Origin of the sequence: Pseudomonas sivasensis (genome assembly GCF_013778505.1) — a bacterium.
Taxonomy (GTDB): domain Bacteria; phylum Pseudomonadota; class Gammaproteobacteria; order Pseudomonadales; family Pseudomonadaceae; genus Aquipseudomonas; species Aquipseudomonas sivasensis.
In genome coordinates, this window is record NZ_JAAOWU010000031.1 from 17,955 (window position 1) to 34,614 (window position 16,660).

Below are 16,660 nucleotides of genomic sequence, written 5' to 3' on the forward strand. Positions count from 1 at the left end.
GGATGTCGCTCCTTTAGTTATTGCCGCCGCTGGTGCGTGTGTAGTTGTAGCCAACCCCAATGGACTTGGTGAACGGGATCAGTTGGTTCATGTAGGTATCCACTCCCTGGATGCGCTCGCCCACGTTGGATTTGGGCACGAACACCACATCGCCGCGTTGCAGGTGCACCGGTTTGCGCCCGTTGGGGCCGGTCTTGAGCAGTTGGCTGAAGTCCAGGAAATAGGCGCGATAGGCGCCCTGGGCATCTTCGCGCAGCAGCGCAACCATGCTGGCATTGCCCGCCGGGCTCACCCCGCCAGCGCCGATAATCGCCTGTTCCAGCGTGTTGGCCGTGGCGATCTGCACCGCCGTCGGGTTATTCACCGCGCCGCCGACAATGATCGAGCTGCCCGGCGCCTGATTGATGTTCACCGTCACACGCGGCTCGCGGTATGTCTGCGCGAGCTTGCCGGTCAGCTCTGTCGCCAGCTCCGAAGGCTGTCGCCCTGCAACCTGGATTGGCCCCAGGAACGGGTAGTTGATCTTGCCGTCGGTCTGCACGGTGTACAGCGTCAACTCGTAGATCGTGCTGACGTTGAACGCCGACAGCGTCGGCATCTCGCCGGCATCACGCACGATGCGCAACTGGTCGCCGATGCGGATGCGTTCCACCGCCGGTGGCAACTGGGCCAGTTGGTCGAGGGCGCGCTTGCCGTCCTCGACGGTCTGGCTGTCGGGCGGCACGATGCGCGCCGGTGTATTACAGGCGGCCAGAGCCATCATGGCCACGACGAGCAGGGTTCGTTTCATCAAGGGGGACTTCCTGTGGGTCATGATGCTCACCTCCAATAACCGGGAAACATGCTGATGCGCCGCTTGAGGGCGAGAGGCAGACGACGCTCAAGATGGCCCAGGCGGTAACCGAGCAATTTGAACGCGCTGCGCACCAGCACCTCCGGCACGCGGTGCAAGGCGCCGGCTTTGCGCAAGGCTGCGAGTTCAGCCATTACATAGCGTTTGCCTTCGCCACCCGCGTCGCCAAAGGCCTGCTTGATCCACGGCTCGCGGCCGTAGAACACGCCGATATCGAAGTAGCGGTGAAACTCGTCCATGAGTTTGTAATCGTGGGAGTGATGCACCAGCGCCGTGGCGGCGTAGCGCACCTTATAGCCGTCGAGAAGCATGCGCGCGGCGACGTAGGCGTCTTCGCTGCCGATCACGTCGGCGGGGAAACCACCCACCGCGTGCAGTGCGCTGCGTCGGTACACGGAGAATGAGTCGGAGCTGAAGCAGGTCTTGATCCCAAGCGTGGGCGCGTCGGCTAGGCTTTTGCTGCGGCTGTGCTCCGGGTAGTTGAAGTGTCGCGATTGCGCGCCCAGTACACCCGCGTCAGGGTGGGGGAGTTGGCGCCCATAGGCGACGCCATTGAGCGGGTCCTCCTGCAACTCGGCGAGCAGGTTGGCGAACGTTTCGGGCGTGGTGGGAATAGCGTCCTGGGTCATCACGAACAACGCGTCGCCGCCAACTTGCTCGCTGGCCCAACGGCGGGTGCCGCCGTGGTTGAAGTCACGGGCGTCGATCACTTCGACCCGTGCTCCGAACTCTCTAAAACGCGCCACGGTGTCATCGCTGGAGGCGCTGTCCACCACCAGCATTTCGTCCGGTTGCAGGGTTTGCATCTTCAGCGCCGGCAGCAGGCGTGCCAGGTGGCTGGATGCGTTACGGGTCGGGATGATCAAGGAGGTGCGCATGTCATTTTTTCACGTCGGCAGGCGCACGGCCGTAGATGTCGTCGAAGCGCACGATGTCGTCTTCACCCAGGTACTCGCCGCTCTGCACCTCGATCATCACCAGGTCGATGATGCCGGGGTTGGTCAGCCGGTGTTTGTGCCCGGCCGGAATGTAGGTGGACTCGTTGGCGTTGATCAGGAACTCCCGCTCGCCGTTGGTGATCTGCGCCGCGCCGCTGACCACCACCCAGTGCTCGCTGCGGTGGTGGTGCATCTGCAGCGACAACGACGCCTGGGGCTTGACCACGATGCGCTTGATCTTGAAGCGGCTGCTTTCCTCCAACACGGTATAGGTGCCCCACGGCCGGGTGACGGTGCGGTGCAGGCTGTACGCCGGATGGTTCTGGCGCTTGAGCTCGGCGACGATGTAGCGCACGTCCTGGCTGCGGTGGGCGTCGGCGATCAGCAAGGCGTCGGGGGTGTCGACAATGATCAGGTCGCGCACACCCACGGCGCCCAATACGCGCTTGGGTGAGTCGATGTAGCAGTTGTGTACGTCATGCAAAATTGCTTCGCCATTGACCTGGTTGCCCTGGGCGTCGCTGGGGGTGAGCTGGCGCAGGGCTTCCCACGAGCCGATATCGCTCCAGCCAATGTCACAGGGCACCACGGCCACTTGGTTGGACTTTTCCATCAGTGCCACATCGATGGAAACATCCGGCGCAGTGGCGAAGGCGTCGGCGTCCAATTCACGCTGGCGCGAGGTTTTGTTTTGCAGGCTCTGGCTGCGCTCCAGCGCGGCGCGTGCGGCGTCCAGCACGTCCGGGGCATGGGTGGCCAGTTCATCTACCAGGGTGCTGGCCTTAAAGCAGAACATGCCGGCATTCCACAGGTGCTTGCCGCCGTCGAGGTAGCCTTGGGCGGTGGCCAGGTCGGGTTTCTCGACGAAGCGTTTTACCCGGTTACCGTGGCTCAGTTTTTCGCCCTGTTCGATGTAGCCGAAGCCGGTTTCCGCATGGTCGGGCTGGATGCCGAAGGTCACCAGGTAGCCGGCTTCGGCCAGGTCGCGGGCCTGAGTCACGGCCTCGGCGAACGCGGCTTCATTGAGGATTAAATGGTCGGCGGGCATCACCAGCAACTGCGCGTCGCCGCCGAAATGTTCCTGCACATGCAACGCTGCCACGGCGATGGCCGCCGCTGTGTTGCGGCCGAACGGTTCCAGCAACAGGTCCAGGGGCAGGTGGGCGTTGTTGACCGGCCGGTAGTCATCCAGGGTGCGGAACAGCAGGTCGCGATTGGTCACCGTCAGCACGCTTTCCACCCCAGGCAATTTGGCTGCGCGCTGAAAGGTTTTTTGCAGCAGGCTCTGGCCGTCACGCATGCGCATGAAGGGCTTGGGCATGTTCTGTCGCGACACCGGCCACAGCCGTGTACCCGAACCACCGGAAACGATGCAGGGAATTAATCCGTTGAGGGTATTCATCAATAGACTTCCTTGGTGGAAAGGACGGCGGGGACCGTCATGAAGACGATGTACAGGTCAAACCACACCGACCATTTGGAGATGTACTCCAGGTCGTATTCGACGCGTTTCTGGATCTTGAACAGCGTGTCGGTTTCACCCCTGTAGCCATTGATCTGCGCCCAGCCGGTGATGCCTGGCTTCACGCGGTGGCGCGAGCTGTACTCGCTCACCGCCACTTCGAACGGGACACCGGCGGCCTTGGTCGCCGTGGCGTGCGGGCGCGGGCCGACCATCGACATGTTGCCCAGCAGCACGTTGAACAACTGCGGCAGCTCGTCGATGCTGGTCTTGCGGATGATGCGGCCCACCCGAGTGATGCGTGGGTCCTGGCGAGTGGTCTGGCGTTCGGCGGTGAAGTCGCTCTGGTCGGTGTACATCGAGCGGAACTTGAAGACGCGGATTTCGTTGTCGTTGTAGCCGTAACGGTTCTGGCGGAACAGCACCGGGCCCTTGGAATCGAGTTTGATCGCAATCGCCGTGACCACCATCACCGGCGACAGACACACCAGCGCCAGGCTGGCGAGGAAGCAATCCTCCAAGCGCTTAATCACCGGCGACCAGCCGCGCAACGGCAGTTGCGAGGTGTTGAACATCAGGATGCCGCCGACGTCGGTGATTTTGCTGTGGCCGTAGCGCAAGGCGGCCATGTCGGGCACCAGCATCACGTTCACCGACAGCTGCCGCAGGCGATTGACCAGCCCATGAATGCGCTGCTCGGCGGCCCAAGGCAGGCAGATCATCACCTGGTTGACCTGCTCGGCGCGGATCAGTTTTTCCAGGTCACGGGTGTTTCCCAGCAAGGGCAGGCGGCTCAATTCCTTGGGGATGCGTTCGGTGCGGTCGTCGATAAAACCGATCAGCCCGGAACGGATATCGCCGTTGCGTTGCAGGTGGTCGGCCACATGCACGGCGGTGTCGGTAAAGCCCAGGATCACCGTGCGTTGAAGGTATTTGCCCTTGCGCATCAGGTGGCGGTACAGGCGCAGCATCAGCAGGCGTTCCAGGCAGAACAAGCAGAGGCTGGCGACGTACCACGCTACCAGATTGCGCGGGGTCAATAGCGGGAAAAACTGCAGGATCTGGTACATGAACAGCAGGATGCAAAACGCCGCCGACCAGGCTTTGATCTTGGTTTTCAGACGCAACCGGTTGCTGAATAACTCTTCGGAATAGATGCCCAGGGCCTGGAACAGAATGATCGTCAGGACCGCGAAAAATACCAATAGGCCGAGGAAATGACCGCGTAGCTCTGGGTCCATCGGGTCGATGAAAATCACCAGGACCAACGGGGGCAAAATGGCGCTCAGGCCATGTATGAATTTGACGAAAACAACAAAGAACTCAACAAAACCGGCACGCGTTAAAAACAGACTGTCGACGGACGACTTTTCTCGCATAAAACATCCCTCATTGCACTCCAGTCGCGCTTGTTCGATTGTTTGTTCAATAAAGCAACGGGTTGCTTTAAAGGCACTTCGAACTACGGCTACGCTGGGTAATACGCAACTATCCATTCAAAAAAATAAATCCATTTGAATGCTTTTCGCGGGGGTAGTGACTTAAGGAGTGTTTCCTTCATAGTGCTAGTCAACGGATTGACGATGTTGCGGGGCATGCAGGATAGACGGGTTAATCAGTCTTTTTATCGGCATTTTATTGACATTCCTTGTCCGAACACTCGGTGATGGGGTGTGTTTTTGAGTGTAGGAATAAATGTGAGATTTTTCCTGCTTAACGGGAAAACCTTTTTATGAACGAGGTAGGAAAGGGGGACAAAGAGGGCGTGGCAAGGCGCACTAAGTGCCTTGCCACTGGGGCTTTCGCGGGATTAGAAGTTGCCTTTCAAACTCACCGAAAAATTACGCGGTTCGCCATAAAAGTTTCCCCAAGAGGCGGTACCCACGGTGTTGTAGTAGGTTTTATCAAACAGATTGTTGCCGTTGAGCGCTACGGTCCAGGTGTCATCCACGCGGTAGGCCAGGCGCGCATTCCAAGTGGCGTAACCGGGCTGTTCGAGCTTAATGGTCTGCACACGATAGTTGCTGCTCTGGGCGTTGACCCCAGTGCCGACGCTCCATTTCGATAGCGCGCCGTCGAGTTGGTAATCGCCCCACAAACGCAGCATGTGGCGGGGCACGTAGGTGTTGGAAACGCCACCTTCCTTCGCGACTTCGATGTTGCTCAGGGACTTGGTCTGGGTGTAGGTATAGCCGCCGAACAGCTGTAGGCGTTCCAGCACTTCACCACTGATCTCGGCCTCTATGCCCTGGGCGCGCACCTTGCCTTTGTCGGTGTAGCAATAGCCATCGGCGGAGGTCGCGCATTGGGTGGTGTAGTCGGATTCGGCGCCGTTTTTCTCAAGGGCGCGGAACAGCGCCAGGGAGCTGTTGAGGCGTCCGTCGAACCATTCGCCCTTGATGCCCAACTCGTAGTTGTCGCCGATCTTCGGCTTGAGCGCAGCGCCGTCGACGGTAGCGTAGGAACTCTGCGGCTGGAAGATATCCGCATAGCTGGCGTACACCGACAGGTGCTCATTGAGGTCGTAGATCAGCGCGGCAAACGGTGTGACTTCGCCGGTTTCCCGAGTGCGTGCATCCTGCGAAGCCCATTCGCCCCAGGCCAGGTTGTAGGATTGGCGACGGTTCTCGTACCAACTGACGCGGCTGCCGACGATTAACATCAGCGGCTCGGCCAGGCGCAGGCGCAATGTGGCATAGGTGCCGTATTGGGTAGCGGTCTCCTTGACCGTGCCGCCACGGTACATGTTCGGCCAGAAGGTGCTGTCGACCGGTTCCGGGAAGTGACGATTAGGTTGGTAGATGCTCTGGCGCAAGGCCAGGCTCTGGATCGCGTAGACATCGTCCTGAGTGCCACGGCTGCCGTTGGCGCCGAGGATCAACTCATGTTCCAGGCCGAAGGCTTCGAACGTGCCATCGACGTAGGCGTCGAGGCCGAAGTCCTTGTGGTTGTAGTCCATCAATGCGGCATAGGAACCGGCCGTGGGTGCCGGATCACCGTAGGCGATCGTGCCTTCGCTGGCAGCGTACTTGGTGTCTTGCAGATTGCGGCTGTGCACCGCCGACACCTTGAGTTTCCAGTCATCGTTGAATTGATGGGTCAAGTCGGCAAAGAACGTGGTACGCCGGCTTTGCCAGTCGTTCCAGGACTGGCCCAGACAAGTGGAGCGGCTGAGGTTGGCGCTTTTGCCATCGGCGTAGCGGGGCAGGCCGCCCCAGCACGGTGTGGCGTCCACGTCTTCGTAACTGGCACCGACGCCCAGGGTGGTTTCGGGGCTGAGGTCGATGTCCAGCGCGCCGTAGAACGCTTGGTCCTGGCGCTTCTGGATGTCCATGTAAGAGCCGCGCTCCTGCTGGCTGATCGCTGCGCGGCCGCGAATAGTACCGCTGTCATTCAACGGGCCGCCGGTGTCGACGTCGGCGCGGTAGTTGTCCCAGGTGCCGGCGGACAACGACAGGCTGCTGGTGGGATTGGCCTGGGGTCGCTTGCGCACGAAGTTCACCGCGCCGCTGGCGGTGCCGGCGCCCTTGAGCATCCCGGCCGCACCCTTGAGCACTTCCACTCGGTCGTAGATCGCCATGTTGGCGCTGAAACTGTCGGCTTGTACGTAGTCTTTGCCCATGTCCAACGGCACGCCGTCGTACTGGTATTGGCCGAGCATCTTGAAGCCACGGGAATAGAAGTACTTGCCGCCCATGGGCGACTCGTAGGTGGTGATCCCCGGCGTGCGTTCCATCACATCGTCGATGGTGGTGAGGTTCTGGTCATCCATGAGTTGGCGGGTCAGCACACTGACCGATTGCGGCGTTTCCCTCAGGCTGTGTTCGCCTTTGCCAATGGTCACTGCGCCGGTGGTGTACGAACCGGTGCCGTCGGTGATGACGCCCAAGCGCTCGCCGGTGACCATCGTGGCGCCCAGGTTCAGAGCGCCGGTTTCGGCCACTTCGGGCAGCAGCAACCACGTGTTGTTGCCCTGGCGCTGGGCTTCCAGGCCTTGGCCTCGCAACAACTGGCCGAGGGCCTGTTGCGGGTCGAAGCGGCCTTTGAGGCCTGGGCTGGCCTTGCCGGCGACGCTGGTGGCGTCATACGACAGGCTGATACTGGCCTGACGGGCGAACTGGTCCAGCGCATCGGCCAGGGAGCCGGCGGCGATATGCCAGTCGCGGGCCTGGATGTCACTGGCTGGGGTTTGAGCCATCACGGCCAATGGCACAGCCGCGCCACTCAGGCAGGCGCCGAGCAAAGCGGCCTGCGCTGCGCGCTTGAGGGGGGAACGTTGGGAGGGGAACGCTTGCATGACCGCGGGATGCTCCTGAAGGAAGTGAACAGAACCGGCCTGTTGATCGGCCTTTCCTAACAGGTCGAGCGGTAATGCGAATTCACCTCATTTATTTTTGAAGGGTTATACGCGGGGTGAAACAGTCACCCAATAACGGCTGCGGTAGGTGACGTCGACCTTGAGTGAATGCGCCACCAGGCTGAGTACTTGATCGGTATCGTCCAACTGATAGGTGCCCGACACGCGCATCCCGGCGACCGCTTCGCTGCACCGCAGCAGCCCGTTTCGATAGCGGCCCAGCTCGGCGAGGAAGTCATCCAGGCGCATGTTGTGGGCGCTGATCACGCCATCGCTCCAAGCCCAAGGGTCGAGTCCATTGGCGAGGGGAGGGCGGATGCCACTGCGGTCGAACAGCACCTGTTCGCCCGGCTTTATCAACTGCTGTGCGTGGGTGTCGTGACGGTCGGCAAATAGCGCCACGCTGCCCTGTTGCACGGCGAGCAATGTGCCTTGGGCGTCTTCGCGTACCAGGAAGCGGGTGCCAATGGCGCGCAAGTAACCGTCGCGGGTCTGCACCCAGAAAGGTCGGCTGTCGACGCCGGTATTGACCAGGATTTCACCCTGACGCAGGTGCACCAGGCGCCGCTCTTGATTGAACGCCGTATCGAAAGCGCTGGCGCTGTTGAGCTGGATGTTGCTGCCATCGTTCAGCGCCACCCAGCGTCGTTCGCCGGTGACGGTACGGTAATCGGCCATCAGGGCCGGCAGCGGCGTGTAGTCGCGGCCAAGCCAGGTCAAACCGGCTGCGCCGGCCATCAGCCCGAGCAGTTTCAAGCCATCACGACGGCTGATGCGTTGGCGCGCACCCCGCAGGGCATGGCGCCCGACCTGGGCCGGTAGTTGGCTGAAGTCGTCATTCATCGTCGCCACCCGCTGCCACACTTGCTGGTGTTCGGCGCTGGTTTGCAGCCAGCGGTCAAATGCGGCGGTACTGGCGTCGTCGGCTGTGTTGAAGCGCAGCGTGATCATCCACTGGATGGCCTGGTCTACGAGGCGCGGGTCATAGTTCGGCATAACGCAACCGATAACAAGCGTGCAGCGCCTTGGACAGGTCGCGCTCCACGGTCGCTTTGGACACGCCCAGACGCAGGGCGATCTGGGCGCAGGTCAGGCCATCAAGTTGGGCCAACAGGAACGCTTCGCGCACGCGCGGCTTGAGTTGGTCGAGCAGGCGGTCGATACGTTCGAGGCTGTCGAGGATCAGCCGCCGGGTTTCCTCCGACGGCACTTCAGCCTGCGGAAAATGCGCGAGACTTTCGAGGTAGGCACGCTCCAGTTCACGGCGCCGGTACTGGTCGATCATCAGGCTGCGCGCGATGCTGCTCAGGTACGCGCGCGGCTGATGCACCGTCTGCTGCTTGCGCGCATTGAGCAGGCGCACGAAGGTTTCCTGGGCCAGGTCGGCGGCATGCTCACGGCAACCGATGCGCCGACTCAACCAGCCGCGCAACCACGAATGATGGGCATGGTACAGCTGGCCGATGGCGGCATGGTCCAGTGGGTGATCGCTCGACATGGGCATCCTGGCGCAGCAGTCTTAATTGATAATGTTTCGCATTCTAGACGTTGGTCGTGGCGTTGAGCAATCACTGGCAAGCAATGTATCCAGCACAATTTTTTGTTTGCCCAAAGCGCGCCGATTAGTCTGCGGGCTTTCCTGGTGGAGGGCTGAGCATGATCGACGTGGCGACCCTGGCGATATTTTCCGGTGCCGTGGTGCTGTTGTTGCTATCACCGGGGCCGAACATGGCTTTTGTCATCAGCCATGGCGTGACCCACGGCTGGCGCGGAGCAATGGCGTCGGCGTTGGGCATCTGTGTGGCGGACCTGCTGCTGACGGTATTGACTGCCAGCGGGGTGACGGCGCTGGTTGCCAGTTGGCCGCCATCCTTTGATGTGATCCGCTATGCGGGAGTGATCTACCTGCTGTGGCTGGTGTTCAAGACCTTGCAGAAAAGCCCTGGCCTGGACATGGCTCACATCAACCGCGTGGCCTTGGGCCAAGTCTGTTGGCAGGCGATGCTCAACAGCTTGCTCAACCCTAAGGCGTTGCTGTTTTTTCTGGTATTCCTGCCGCAGTTCGTAAGGCCCGAGGCCGGGCCCATTGCCATGCAGCTGATGGTGCTCGGCGGGGTGCTGACCGTGATTGCCGGTGTATTTCACGTACTGCTGGGGTGTTTTGGCGGGGCGCTCAGCCGGTTCTTTGCCAGGCGTTCGAACAGCGCCTGGCTACAGAAGTGGGGCCTGGCGACGGTACTGATGCTGCTGGCGGTGCGCCTGGCGGTGATGTCTCGTCCCAACTGATCTTGGGTGGCGGGGAGCACGCCAGGCAGAGCTAGCGGCGCGCGTCCATGTCAGCCCAACCGCGCCGCCGCCCGTGCGGTGATCTCACCGCGCACCCTGCGCGATTCCTGCGTGCGCTTCTTCGCCTCTTCCAGCACATGCGCAGGCGCCGTCTGCGGGCTGCCCGAATCGAACGGCGGTGCCGGTGCATATTCGATCTGCAACTGCACCAGTTGCGCCGCAGCTTCGCTGTATAACTCGGCCGCCAGCACCAGCGCGAAGTCGATCCCCGCAGTGATTCCACCCCCGGTAAACAGGTTGCCGTCACGCACTACGCGCTCCTGCACCGGGATAGCACCGAGGGGGGCGAGCATGTCGTGGTAGGCCCAGTGGGTGGTGGCCTTGCGGCCGCGCAGCAGACCCGCCGCGCCGAGTACCAGCGAGCCGGTGCACACCGAGGTCACATAGAGTGCGGTCTGAGCCTGGGTCTTGAGGAAATCCAGGGTGGCCGGGTCTTCCATCAGCGCACCCACGCCGGAACCGCCGGGCACGCAGAGCACATCCAGGTTGGGGCAGTCGGCGTAGGTGGTGGTCGGTGTAAACACCAACCCAGTGCTGGAGGTGACCGGCGCCAGGTCTTTCCACACCAGGTGCAATTTCACGTCCGGCAGCGAACCCAGCACGTCATAGGGGCCGGTCAGGTCCAGTTGCTGGATGCCGGGAAACAACACAAAGCCGATCTGCAAGGTCATCAGGGATGCTCCGATAAAGAGGTGGACGGCTTCACTCTAGAGGCCTAGGCTTTGGCGAATACGCCATTGAACCCACGAATTACGCCAATCATGCCCAGAATTGTCCACGTCCTCGCTTTCGATAACGCCCAAGTGCTTGACGTGACCGGGCCGTTGCAGGTGTTCGCTTCCGCCAATGACTTGGCCCGCCAGCGCGGCCTGCCGCTGCCTTATGCGGTCTCGGTGATCGCTGCTCAAAGCGCGCCGGTGATGACCTCTGCCGGGCTGGCCCTGGTAGCCGAACCGCTGCCCGCCGTCGATGCGCCTTGCGATACCTTGGTAATCGCTGGCGGCTGGGGCGTTTATGGCGCCTCCGAAGACTTGGCGCTGGTGGACTGGGTTCGGGAAAAGGCCCGGCATACCCGACGCATGACCTCGGTGTGCACGGGCGCATTTTTGCTGGCCGCCAGCGGCATGCTCGATGGCTGTCGCGTGGCGACTCACTGGACGCGCTGCGAGGAATTGGCGCGCCGGTTTCCTTCGCTGACGGTGGAGTCCAATCCGATCTTCATCCAGCAGGGCGCCGTGTGGACGTCGGCCGGTGTCACCGCCGGCATCGACTTGTGCCTGGCCTTGGTGGAGGAAGATCTCGGCGGCGCGGTAGCGCTGGAAGTGGCGCGGCACCTGGTGGTGTTTCTCAAGCGCCCCGGCGGCCAATCGCAGTTCAGCGTGACCCTGTCCCTGCAAAAGGGCGACAGCCGCTTCGCAGAACTCCACGCCTGGATGGCCGAAAACCTCACTTTGGAATTGAACATCCCGACCCTGGCCGCCCAGGCCGGCATGAGCGAGCGCAGCTTTGTGCGCCACTACCGCGCCGAAACCGGGCAAACCCCAGCGCGCGCCGTCGAGCTGATCCGCGTCGAAACCGCCCGCCGGCAATTGGCAGACAGCAATGCGTCAATCAAACGTATCGCCGTGCAGTGCGGTTTTGGCAGTGAAGAAACCCTGCGCCGCAGCTTTTTGCGGGCCTTGTCGGTCACGCCCCAGGCCTACCGCGAACGCTTTTGCGCACTGGCCTGAACGAAAAGTACACCGTTGAACCAAGGTGCTATGTTGGCCTCCCACCCACAGCGGGCGGGGGGTTTTATCGAAGCCTACGGCGGCATCCTCCGAGCTGAGAGCGAGGAGGGGCAGGGCAGCGTGTTCAGCTTCAGGATTGCCGCAGAGCCTTAAACCCTATCGAGTAGCTCGATGATCGCTGACAGGGTCGCTTGCGGTGCTTCCTGGGGAATATTGTGGCCCACGCCGGGCAACACCTGACGTCGGTAAAAACCGCTGAAGTGCTCCACGTCATCGTCCTCTTCCGGCGGTGGGCCTACGCCGTCATCGGCACCGCACAACGAGATGCTCGGCACCGAGATCGCCGGTTGCATCGCCAACGCCTGCTCGATGGCTTCCAGCGCCGGATCGCCGGGCGCATACATGAAACGGTGGCGGTAAGAGTGAATCACCACCTCGACAAAGTCCGGGTTATCGAAGGACGGCGCCGTCTGCCCATACAGGTCCGGCCCCTCGGCCCATGACGGCGACCACAGCGCCCATAGCAATTGGCAGAGCTCGCGACGGTTGGCGGTCAACCCGTCCACACCGCGCTGGGTGTGAAAGTAATACTGGTACCACAACCGATGCTCCGTCACCGGCGCCCGAGGCTTGAGCGACTTGGCGATGTTCTGGATGTTGTAGCCATCCCCGGTCACCAGCCCGCGCACCCGCTGCGGCCACAGCGCGGCGACGATACACGCGGCGCGCCCACCCCAGTCATAACCCGCCAGCGTGGCTTGCGCGATACCCAGCGTATCCATGAACTCCAGCAGATCCTTGGCTAACGCGGCCTGTTGCCCGGAACGCATTACCTGCGCGTTGATAAAACGCGTGGGGCCATAACCGCGCAGGTACGGCACCAACACCCGGCAGCCGCGCCCGGCGAGCACCGGGGCAATGGCGTCGTAAGCGCGCGGGTCGTAAGGGAAACCATGCAGCAGGATCACCGGCTCACCGTCGGCAGGGCCGTGGGCTTCATAGGCGATGTCGAGCATGGAGGTTTGCGCGTGGAGCAATGGGGCGGTCAGGGTCATGGTTGGGCTCCGTGGTTGGCCAGCGTTAGCACATTTGAAGGGAAGCAAGGCCCTTGTGGTGAGCGGCCTTGCCCCGCGCTGGGCTGCGACGCGGCTCTAAAATCAGGCGCCGCGTTCTGTCAGGCAGAATGCGGCGCTTTGATTGGGCCGGTTTCGCCACCTAGCGCGGGGCAAGCCTGTTCGCCACAGCAGTATGTGTCAGCCTTTGCGTTTTTGTAGAGCACAGACCGCTATTTGGACCGCAGTGAGTCAGTGCCTTACCGGTTACCTCTTAAGGTTGCCATACCGTTTTCTCCCCACTCAATTTACGGTCCAGGAATGTCGCCGCGCTGATCAGGGCCAAATGGCTCAACGCTTGGGGCGTATTGCCCAGATGCCGCGCCTGGCTGTCGAACTCTTCGGCATACAACCCCAGTGGGTTGGCGTAGCGCAGCAGTTGTTCGAATTCCAGGTGGGCCTTTTCCACCTGGCCGGCGCGGGCCAGGCATTCGACGTACCAGAACGAGCAGGCGGTGAATGCGCCTTCGGTGCCTTGCAGGCCGTCGATCTGGCTGTCGTCGTTGCGATAGCGGTAGACCATGCCGTCGCGCACCAGGCTTTTCTGGATCGCTTCCAGGGTGCTCAACCAGCGCGGGTCGGTGGCGGCGACGAAGCGCACCAGCGGCATCAGCAGCATCGAACCATCCAGCGCCGTGCTGCCGATGTGCTGTACAAAGTGCCCGCGTTCTTCGTTCCAGAAGTTGCTCCAGATGTCGGCGTAGATCGCCTGGCGCGTCTGGTCCCAGCGTGCGAACGGCGCCGGCAGCGAGCGTTTGGAGGCCAGGCGGATCGCACGGTCCAGGGCCACCCAGCACATCAATCGGGAATGCAGAAAGTGGTGCTGCTCACCGCGCATTTCCCAGATGCCCACATCTTTCTGGTTCCAGATTTCGCAGACCTGATCGGCGACTTCCACGGTGTGTTTCCAACCCTCGTGGGAGATGGCTTCGCCGTACTTGTTGACCAAGTACACCGCGTCCATCAACTCGCCATAAATATCCAGCTGGATCTGGTCGACGGCCTCATTGCCGATGCGCACCGGCCGGGCGCCACCGTGGCCGCTGAAGTGGTCCAGCTCGGTTTCTGGCAGCTCCTGACGACCGTCGATGCCGTAGAGGATGTTGATTTTGGTCGGCTTGCCGCAGCAGTCGCTGACGCGTCCTTTGAGCCAACGCATGTAAGCATTGGCTTCGTCGATGAAGCCCAGGCGCATAAAGGCATAGACGGTAAACGAGGCGTCACGGATCCAAGTGTAACGGTAGTCCCAGTTGCGCTCGCCGCCGGGTGCTTCCGGCAGCCCGAAGGTGGCGGCGGCGATAATTGCGCCGTGTTTGCGCGAGGTCAACAGCTTCAGCGCCAGGGCCGAGCGGTTGACCATTTCGCGCCAGCGCCCACGGTAGTTCGATTGGGCGATCCAGCCACGCCAGAACTTCAACGTGTGGGCCAGCGCCAAGTCGGTACAGCTGCTGTCGACGCGTTCATCGTTTTGGCCGCCGAGGACAAATTCGGCGCCTTCTTCCTGAGTCAGGGTAAAGCTCGCCACGGCAGTGTTGTCTTCGAGTTGCAGTGGATGGCTGCTGGACAAACGCAGGCCAGGCTGGCCGTCGGCGCTGAAGCACACGGTGCCGTTATCGAGGGAGGCGGCGGTTGGCGTGCGTGCGTAGTCATGGCGCACGGCGCAGCGCAGGTGAATGTTGGCTTGGCCGCTGACCACGCGTACCCGGCGGATCAACAGTGGCAGGTCATCGGCTTCTTCGCTGATGGTCAGCAGGTCCGTGATTTCCACCACGGCTTCATCGCTGAGCCAGCGGGTTTGCAGCACGTTGGTGTCGGGCAGGTAGATCTGCTCGCGGCGGGCGTTGGGCAAATCCGGGGCGAGTTGGAAGATACCGGCATCGGGGGTGTCGAGCAGCGAGCAAAAGATCGAGGGGCTGTCGAATTCCGGCCAGCAGAAAAAATCGATGCTGCCTTTATCGTTAACCAGCGCCGCGCTGCGCATGTCGCCGATGATGCCGTGGGCGTCAATGGCGCTCTGTGGTTCGTTTTTCAAATCAACCTTTTTCAAATCAACCATTGTCACGAAACTCCGGATATAGGCTCATGCCGCCGTCAATGAACAAGGTACTGCCGACCACATAGTCGGAGGCATCGCTGGCCAGCCAGACCACGGCGTTGGCGACGTCTTCCACATCGCCGACCCGGCCATACGGGATCAACTTGAGCAGTTCTTTTTCCGCCGCGCCTTCGGTGGCTGCGCGGTTGATCGCCGTCCGAATCGCCCCTGGCGCAATCCCATTGATGCGGATGCGCTGCTCGCTGACCTCTTGGGCAAGGCTGCGCATCAGCATTTCCACGCCGCCTTTGGACGCGGCGTAATTCACATGCCCGGCCCAAGGGATCAGTTGGTGCACCGAGCTCATATGGATGATTTTGCCCGCCGCCCGGGACACGCCTTCACGGATGCCCTGGCGGTTGAAGATACGCAGGGCAGCGCGGGCACAGAGGAACTGGCCGGTGAGGTTGACGCCGATCACGCTGTTCCAATCGTCGAGGGTCATGTCGACCACGGCAGCGTCCTTCTGCATGCCGGAGTTGGCCACCAGGATATCCAGGTGGCCAAACGCATCGAGGGTCTGGGCAAACAGCCGTTCTACATCGGCCTCTTTGGACACGTCGGCGCCAATGGCAATCGCCCGCCCGCCGTCGGCGTTGATCTGCGCCGCCAGCGCTTCGGCGGGGGCGGCTTGGCGGTTGTAGTTCAGCACCACGGCAGCCCCGGCCTGAGCCAGGGCCTTGGCCGCACCAGCACCGATTCCGGAACTGGCGCCCGTCACCAGTGCTACTTGTTGCTCTAACGAGATGTGCATTGCCCACCCAGCCTATTAATTCATGAGTTCAATTAGCTGACTGATGGCGCGCAACGGAAGTTCATCCGTGTGGTAGCTGGGAGAAATTGAGCCGACTCACACTGGTTGTTGTGCGGGTGCTTATATCGACGTATCCGTATCAAACCGCGCGCAATGTGGACGCCATCGAGCGTCAGCGTTTCGACGCGTGGCGCACTGAGAACTCAGAACACCACTATGAGTTCGACAAGCAGCACTACACCCGCTCCAGCGACAACATTGCGGGGTTGTACCTAGGCTAGCCGTGTACGTTCTTTTTACAGGCCAGCGTCGGGTTCTAACCCGTATCGTTTGGGAAAAGTCGCAGCTCAGCGAGGGGCTTTGATTTTTTTGGCTATTTCTTACATCCATGCAGCGCATATTGCGGCTGACACAGGAACCGGTACCGACGAAAGCACCACGCATGGGAAAGCTGATGGGCTTCGACGTTACGTTGGAGCGACAAGCTGAAGATCGCGCCCACCGCAATGGAGAAAACTTATGTCGGTATCGATGTCCGATACACACGCTGCTGCTTCATCAACCTCTGCTCGTTCGCAGGACAATGTTGCGCCTCAAGGCAACGCCGAACGGCAGGTGCCCGCCCCGAACGGCAACGCGGCTGCGAACGTCAGGTTCCTGTCGCCGGAGAGCCAGGGCGGGCCGGTATTCGGCGATCGCCAGTCGTTGCCGGCCCGTCAGAACCCTTTTGAACGTATGGAGCCTTCTTACAGGGCACCGGCCACGTCGAATTTCGTGACCTCTTTCAAACACTGGGTAGGCCATTGTTTTTCCGGCTATCGACCACCCTTTCCCGGTTGCAGCAATCCACCACCGAGGCCAAACCCAGGCTGCAGCAATCCGCCACCAAGGCCAAACCCTGGTTGCAGTAATCCGCCACCGAGGCCAAATCCTGGCTGTAGTAATCCGCCGCCGAGGCCAAATCCAGGCTGTAGTAACCCGCCGCCGAGGCCAAATCCTGGCTGTAGCAATCC

General features: G+C 61.5%; 15 protein-coding genes. 3 read left to right on the forward strand and 12 right to left on the reverse strand.

Going from position 1 to position 16,660, the window contains the following annotated elements:
- Positions 1-13: 13 nt before the first annotated feature.
- The 7 genes from G9Q84_RS28130 to G9Q84_RS28160 all read right to left on the reverse strand — a co-directional run bounded on the left by G9Q84_RS28130 (position 14) and on the right by G9Q84_RS28160 (position 9,108).
- Positions 14-790, reverse strand: coding sequence for a polysaccharide biosynthesis/export family protein (locus G9Q84_RS28130; protein WP_181644464.1), 777 nt, complete (start codon positions 788-790; stop codon positions 14-16).
- 29 nt (positions 791-819) lie between these two features.
- The gene (locus G9Q84_RS28135) at positions 820-1,731 is read right to left on the reverse strand and encodes a glycosyltransferase family 2 protein (protein ID WP_181644465.1); all 912 of its coding nucleotides are present in this window, start codon (positions 1,729-1,731) and stop codon (positions 820-822) included.
- Position 1,732: 1 nt separating this feature from the next.
- Positions 1,733-3,193, reverse strand: coding sequence for a mannose-1-phosphate guanylyltransferase/mannose-6-phosphate isomerase (locus G9Q84_RS28140; RefSeq protein WP_099601520.1), 1,461 nt, complete (start codon positions 3,191-3,193; stop codon positions 1,733-1,735).
- On the reverse strand, positions 3,193-4,632 hold the full coding sequence (locus G9Q84_RS28145; RefSeq protein ID WP_095186468.1) for an undecaprenyl-phosphate glucose phosphotransferase: 1,440 nt from the start codon (positions 4,630-4,632) through the stop codon (positions 3,193-3,195). Before G9Q84_RS28145 ends, G9Q84_RS28140 begins: the two co-directional genes overlap by 1 nt.
- A 431-nt stretch (positions 4,633-5,063) precedes the next feature.
- Positions 5,064-7,550: a TonB-dependent siderophore receptor gene (locus G9Q84_RS28150; RefSeq protein WP_181644466.1), complete on the reverse strand. Its 2,487-nt coding sequence runs from the start codon at positions 7,548-7,550 to the stop codon at positions 5,064-5,066.
- A 105-nt stretch (positions 7,551-7,655) separates the two neighbouring features.
- Positions 7,656-8,606, reverse strand: a complete 951-nt coding sequence (locus tag G9Q84_RS28155; protein ID WP_181644467.1) for a FecR domain-containing protein — start codon at positions 8,604-8,606, stop codon at positions 7,656-7,658.
- Entirely contained in the window at positions 8,593-9,108 is a 516-nt protein-coding gene (locus tag G9Q84_RS28160; RefSeq protein ID WP_181644468.1) for a sigma-70 family RNA polymerase sigma factor, read from the reverse strand. The genes G9Q84_RS28155 and G9Q84_RS28160 overlap by 14 nt, the downstream gene beginning before the upstream one ends.
- Positions 9,109-9,266: 158 nt before the next feature.
- Here G9Q84_RS28160 and G9Q84_RS28165 point away from each other — a divergent pair, with 158 nt between their 5' ends.
- Positions 9,267-9,896 carry a LysE family translocator gene (locus tag G9Q84_RS28165; RefSeq protein ID WP_032888237.1) on the forward strand — a complete coding sequence of 210 codons (630 nt, stop codon included), beginning with the start codon at positions 9,267-9,269 and terminating at the stop codon, positions 9,894-9,896.
- A 50-nt stretch (positions 9,897-9,946) separates the two neighbouring features.
- On the opposite strand, the gene inhA is transcribed toward G9Q84_RS28165, so the two are convergent.
- A complete protein-coding gene (inhA, locus tag G9Q84_RS28170; protein ID WP_181644469.1) occupies positions 9,947-10,627 on the reverse strand; it encodes an isonitrile hydratase in 681 nt (226 codons plus the stop codon).
- 90 nt (positions 10,628-10,717) lie between these two features.
- On the opposite strand from inhA, the gene G9Q84_RS28175 reads away from it, so the two are divergent.
- A complete protein-coding gene (locus G9Q84_RS28175; protein WP_032888242.1) occupies positions 10,718-11,686 on the forward strand; it encodes a GlxA family transcriptional regulator in 969 nt (322 codons plus the stop codon).
- 149 nt (positions 11,687-11,835) lie between these two features.
- Here G9Q84_RS28175 and G9Q84_RS28180 read toward each other — a convergent pair whose 3' ends face one another.
- From G9Q84_RS28180 to G9Q84_RS28190, 3 genes are all read right to left on the reverse strand, one after another.
- Positions 11,836-12,741 (reverse strand): alpha/beta fold hydrolase, encoded by a 906-nt coding sequence (locus G9Q84_RS28180; protein WP_181644470.1) that lies wholly within the window; start codon positions 12,739-12,741, stop codon positions 11,836-11,838.
- 271 nt (positions 12,742-13,012) lie between these two features.
- Positions 13,013-14,854, reverse strand: coding sequence for a glycoside hydrolase family 15 protein (locus tag G9Q84_RS28185; protein WP_181644471.1), 1,842 nt, complete (start codon positions 14,852-14,854; stop codon positions 13,013-13,015).
- Positions 14,847-15,647: a glucose 1-dehydrogenase gene (locus tag G9Q84_RS28190; RefSeq protein ID WP_032888248.1), complete on the reverse strand. Its 801-nt coding sequence runs from the start codon at positions 15,645-15,647 to the stop codon at positions 14,847-14,849. Before G9Q84_RS28190 ends, G9Q84_RS28185 begins: the two co-directional genes overlap by 8 nt.
- 86 nt (positions 15,648-15,733) lie before the next feature.
- Here G9Q84_RS28190 and G9Q84_RS28195 point away from each other — a divergent pair, with 86 nt between their 5' ends.
- Entirely contained in the window at positions 15,734-15,928 is a 195-nt protein-coding gene (locus G9Q84_RS28195) for a hypothetical protein (RefSeq protein ID WP_181644472.1), read from the forward strand.
- A gap of 503 nt (positions 15,929-16,431) precedes the next feature.
- On the opposite strand, the gene G9Q84_RS28200 is transcribed toward G9Q84_RS28195, so the two are convergent.
- Positions 16,432-16,660: hypothetical protein (locus tag G9Q84_RS28200; RefSeq protein ID WP_181644473.1), on the reverse strand; the 229-nt coding region annotated here is incomplete at its 5' end.

Excerpts from the sequence above, each read along its gene's own strand:
- G9Q84_RS28130 (WP_181644464.1), bottom strand. The coding sequence starts at position 790 with ATGAAACGAACCCTGCTCGTCGTGGCCATGATGGCTCTGGCCGCCTGT.
- G9Q84_RS28135 (WP_181644465.1), bottom strand. The coding sequence starts at position 1,731 with ATGCGCACCTCCTTGATCATCCCGACCCGTAACGCATCCAGCCACCTG.
- G9Q84_RS28140 (WP_099601520.1), bottom strand. The coding sequence starts at position 3,193 with ATGAATACCCTCAACGGATTAATTCCCTGCATCGTTTCCGGTGGTTCG.
- G9Q84_RS28145 (WP_095186468.1), bottom strand. The coding sequence starts at position 4,632 with ATGCGAGAAAAGTCGTCCGTCGACAGTCTGTTTTTAACGCGTGCCGGT.
- G9Q84_RS28150 (WP_181644466.1), bottom strand. The coding sequence starts at position 7,550 with ATGCAAGCGTTCCCCTCCCAACGTTCCCCCCTCAAGCGCGCAGCGCAG.
- G9Q84_RS28155 (WP_181644467.1), bottom strand. The coding sequence starts at position 8,606 with ATGCCGAACTATGACCCGCGCCTCGTAGACCAGGCCATCCAGTGGATG.
- G9Q84_RS28160 (WP_181644468.1), bottom strand. The coding sequence starts at position 9,108 with ATGTCGAGCGATCACCCACTGGACCATGCCGCCATCGGCCAGCTGTAC.
- G9Q84_RS28165 (WP_032888237.1), top strand. The coding sequence starts at position 9,267 with ATGATCGACGTGGCGACCCTGGCGATATTTTCCGGTGCCGTGGTGCTG.
- inhA (WP_181644469.1), bottom strand. The coding sequence starts at position 10,627 with ATGACCTTGCAGATCGGCTTTGTGTTGTTTCCCGGCATCCAGCAACTG.
- G9Q84_RS28175 (WP_032888242.1), top strand. The coding sequence starts at position 10,718 with ATGCCCAGAATTGTCCACGTCCTCGCTTTCGATAACGCCCAAGTGCTT.
- G9Q84_RS28180 (WP_181644470.1), bottom strand. The coding sequence starts at position 12,741 with ATGACCCTGACCGCCCCATTGCTCCACGCGCAAACCTCCATGCTCGAC.
- G9Q84_RS28185 (WP_181644471.1), bottom strand. The coding sequence starts at position 14,854 with ATGGTTGATTTGAAAAAGGTTGATTTGAAAAACGAACCACAGAGCGCC.
- G9Q84_RS28190 (WP_032888248.1), bottom strand. The coding sequence starts at position 15,647 with ATGCACATCTCGTTAGAGCAACAAGTAGCACTGGTGACGGGCGCCAGT.